Source organism: Dietzia sp. DQ11-38-2 (assembly GCF_014145055.1).
In the GTDB taxonomy this organism is placed as follows: domain Bacteria; phylum Actinomycetota; class Actinomycetes; order Mycobacteriales; family Mycobacteriaceae; genus Dietzia.
Genome location: NZ_JAALDW010000389.1, coordinates 1 through 3,689 on the forward strand (window position 1 = coordinate 1; position 3,689 = coordinate 3,689).

Here is a 3,689-nt window from a genome sequence, read left to right on the forward strand (position 1 = left end):
TCCCGCGGGTGAGGAGCAGGAGGAGAAGACCACCATGACCACTGTTCTCACCGCGTCAACGCCCGGGGCCCCGGTCGCCACGGCGGGCCCGACCCCGCAGAACCGGACGCCCCGGTCCCCGGGGCGCCGCGTCGCGAGGCCCCGCAGGGCCCTCCGCGGCATGACATGGCTGCGCTGGCTCAGCCCCGTCGTGCTGATCCTGATCTGGCAGATCGCCGGCGCCACGGGCCTCCTGCCGGAGCGGATCCTTCCCGCCCCGCAGCTGATCGCCTCCTCGGCGCTGGAGCTCATCGCCTCCGGCGAACTCGCGGACGCGCTGGCGGTCTCGGGCGTCCGCGTGGCCCAGGGGTTCGTCCTGGGGGCCGTGGCCGGACTGGTCCTCGGGGTGATCGTCGGGACCTCGCGGGTCGCGGACGCCCTCGTGGACCCCCCGCTGCAGATGCTGCGCGCGCTTCCCCACCTCGGGCTGATCCCGCTGTTCATCCTGTGGTTCGGCATCGGCGAGACCCCCAAGGTGCTCCTCATCGCACTCGGGGTGGTGTTTCCCATCTACCTCAACACCGCGTCGGGATTGCGGCAGGTGGATCCCAGGCTGCAGGACATGGCGACGGTCTTCGGATTCAGCCGGCGCCAGCGACTGACGGAGGTGATCCTGCCGTCGATCGCTCCCCAGGTCCTGGTGGGCGTGCGCCAGTCGCTCGCGATCGCCTGGCTGACCCTCATCGTGGCCGAGCAGCTCAACGCGACCAACGGCATCGGTTACCTCATCATGAACGCCCGTGACTACTTCCGCATCGACGTGATCATCGTGGGCCTGGTCGTGTACGCGCTGCTGGGGATCCTCACCGACGCGATCGTGCGCGTCGCCGAGGCCCGCGCACTGCGCCACTACCGATGACCACCGCCCAGCGCACATGACCACCGTCCAGCGATCAGGAGCCCCAGGAATGCCCACCACCCTCGCCCCCGCGGGCGCGCTCCGCGGTGTCACCCGCAGCTTCGGCGACACCACCGTTCTCCGGAACCTCGACCTGACCATCCCTCGAGGCGACATCGTCGCCCTGCTCGGCCGGAGTGGCAGCGGGAAGTCGACCGCGCTGCGCATACTGGCCGGACTCGACCGGGATCTCGAGTCGGGCGACGTCCACATCGACGGCCCGCCGGCTGTCGTGTTCCAGGATTCCCGTCTGCTGCCCTGGCGGACCGTGGCCGAGAACGTCCGGCACGGTCTCAACAGGGTCGAGGTCGGCCGCGGGGAGAAGTCGGACCGGGTCACCGAGATCCTCGCCGAGGTGGGCCTGGAGGGCCGAGAGGGTGCCTACCCCGGAGAACTCTCCGGCGGCCAGGCGCAGCGGACCTCGCTCGCCCGGGCGCTCGTCGCGGAGCCTGCGCTGCTGCTGCTCGACGAGCCCTTCGGCGCGCTCGACGCCCTCACCCGGCGGACCATGCACCGACTCCTGCTGAGGCTGTGGACCCACCACGGCTTCGGGGTCCTGCTGGTGACGCACGACGTCGACGAGGCGGTGTCTCTGGCCGACCGGGTGCACGTCCTGGACGACGGCGTCATCGGCCACACCGAGACCATCGACCTGCCCCGCGGTGGGGGCGAGACGGGCCGCCACCGCCGCTCTCTCCTCGACGCGTTGGGCGTCGACCACACAGACGAGGACCACTCGATATGACCACCACGCTCTCCCCGATCCACCGACGCCCCGCGATCCCTGCCGTTCTGCTGGCGCTGGCGCTGGCGTTGATCGTGCTGCTCGTCGGCGCCGGGTGCGCCACCCGCGACTCCGAGGCCGCGGCCCCGGTGCCCGACCGGGTCGATCTCGCGGACCTGTCCGGCCTCGTCCTGCGCGTGGGGGACCAGAAGGGTGGCACGCAGGCCCTGCTCACCGCGGCGGGAGAGCTCGATGATCTCCCGTACGAGATCGAGTTCTCCACGTTCACCTCCGGCCCGCCCCAGGTGGAGGCGCTCAACGCGGGGCAGATCGATCTGGCCGTGACGGGTAACACCCCGCCGGTCTTCGGGGCGGCCGCGGGGGCGCGGGCGTCGATCGTCTCGGCCTACGCCAACGGGGGTGAGGGGGACCGGATCCTCGTCCCCGGTGACTCTCCCGTGCGGTCCGTGGCGGACCTCGCGGGCCGGAAGGTCCTGGTGGCCAAGGGCACGTCGGCGCACGGGCATCTCCTGCTGCAGCTCCGCGGTGCCGGGGTCTCGCCGGAGTCCGTCGAGATGGTCTTTCTCCAGCCGGCCGAGGCGGGTTCCGCCTTCGCGCGCGGTGACGCCGACGCGTGGGCCATCTGGGATCCGTACACGGCCATCACGCAGACCACGACCGATGCTCGGACCATCGCGACGGCGGCGGAGGCGTCCAACGGCTTCTGGTTCGGGCTCGCCTCCCACGACGCCCTCGCCGACGCGCGACGTCAGACCGCGATCGCCGACCTCCTGGTCCGACTCGCCGAGGCGGGGACCTGGACGGCACAGAACCCAGCGCAGTGGGCCGCGTTCTACGGGGAGGCCGTGGGACTGACCCCGGAGGCCGCCGAACTCTCGCAGAGTCGCAGTACCCGCAGACCGGTGGCGCTCGCGGACACGGTGGAACGCGAACAGCAGCTCGCAGACGTGTTCACCGAGGACGGACAGATCGACCCCGTGGACATCGAGGCCCTGGTCGACGACAGGTACGCGGATGTGCTCGGGCCGGTGGTCGGGCCCGTGCCCGGGAGGTAGCGACCCGGTCGGGTGACCGGTCGGCCGGTGCGGTCGGACCGTCTGGTCGGGTCAGGAGGAGACCGTGGACCAGAGGGTGGTGATCGCACTCCACCCGACCATGCCCACAGTGGAGTAGAGCAGTGCCCACAACGCACAGCCGACCACCACCGCCGGCAGGTACCGGGTCAGCGGCATGCGGGTGAACCCGGCGGAGAAATTGATCGCCGTCTGCACACCCACGGTGAGGAACGACAGCGGTACCGCGACCACGCCGTAGCGTGCGGACAGTTTCTGCGCGCGTTGCATGTGCCGGCCCTCCAGGTGGCGGGCGACCCTGTCGCTCAGCCTGCCGCCGCTCAGCGCGCCGCGGCCCAGCCAGTAGGTGGCGTTGGCGCGCAGCATCACGATGACGAAGAGCAGGCCGAAGGCGATCGGATACGGCTGTTCCGAGATCCGGTCCACGTGAGATGACGGGGTGCGCCGGCGGAGGTGCCGGGCGTCAGGCGGACGGTGCGACGTCCAGCACGACGTCGAACTCGAGAAGGGTGGCCCCCTCGGCGACGGGCTTGCCGTGCTGGCCGGCGTGGGCGGTCCGGGCGTCACCGTCACGCCAGGCGGCGAAGGACGCCTCGTCCTCCCAGGTGGTCACCACGAAGTAGCGGTCCTCGCCGGCGGTGGGGCGCAGCAGTTGGAAACCGAGGAAGCCGGGGGAGTTCTCCACGGTGTGGGCGCGCTCGGCGAAGCGACGCTCCAGTTCGGGTCCGGCCTGACTCGGTACGGACAGGGCATTGATCTTGACGACGGCCATGTAGGTGAGCCTACGCTTCGTCGCGGCGATCCCGGTCGGTCAGCCCGGCAGGGAATAGATATCGCCGGCCCTCACCATCAACCCGTCGGCCACGAGCGAGTCGAGAGCCCGTTCGCGCTGGGCCGGATCGGGCCACACCGCGTCGAGCCGGTCCCGTCCCGC

5 protein-coding genes are annotated in these 3,689 nt (G+C 71.2%); 3 read left to right on the forward strand and 2 right to left on the reverse strand.

Going from position 1 to position 3,689, the window contains the following annotated elements; all coding sequences use genetic code 11:
- The first annotated feature begins 34 nt into the window (after positions 1-34).
- The 3 genes from G6026_RS12835 to G6026_RS12845 are packed head-to-tail and all read left to right on the forward strand — an operon-like array spanning position 35 to position 2,737.
- Positions 35-898 (forward strand): ABC transporter permease, encoded by an 864-nt coding sequence (locus tag G6026_RS12835; protein ID WP_107757968.1) that lies wholly within the window; start codon positions 35-37, stop codon positions 896-898.
- Positions 899-947: 49 nt separating this feature from the next.
- Positions 948-1,682, forward strand: coding sequence for an ABC transporter ATP-binding protein (locus tag G6026_RS12840; RefSeq protein ID WP_182613400.1), 735 nt, complete (start codon positions 948-950; stop codon positions 1,680-1,682).
- Positions 1,679-2,737 (forward strand): ABC transporter substrate-binding protein, encoded by a 1,059-nt coding sequence (locus G6026_RS12845; RefSeq protein WP_182613401.1) that lies wholly within the window; start codon positions 1,679-1,681, stop codon positions 2,735-2,737. Before G6026_RS12840 ends, G6026_RS12845 begins: the two co-directional genes overlap by 4 nt.
- Positions 2,738-2,788: 51 nt before the next feature.
- On the opposite strand, the gene G6026_RS12850 is transcribed toward G6026_RS12845, so the two are convergent.
- On the reverse strand, positions 2,789-3,181 hold the full coding sequence (locus G6026_RS12850) for a VTT domain-containing protein (RefSeq protein ID WP_182613402.1): 393 nt from the start codon (positions 3,179-3,181) through the stop codon (positions 2,789-2,791).
- A 37-nt stretch (positions 3,182-3,218) separates the two neighbouring features.
- A complete protein-coding gene (locus G6026_RS12855; protein ID WP_017835976.1) occupies positions 3,219-3,527 on the reverse strand; it encodes an antibiotic biosynthesis monooxygenase in 309 nt (102 codons plus the stop codon).
- Positions 3,528-3,689 lie beyond the last annotated feature (162 nt).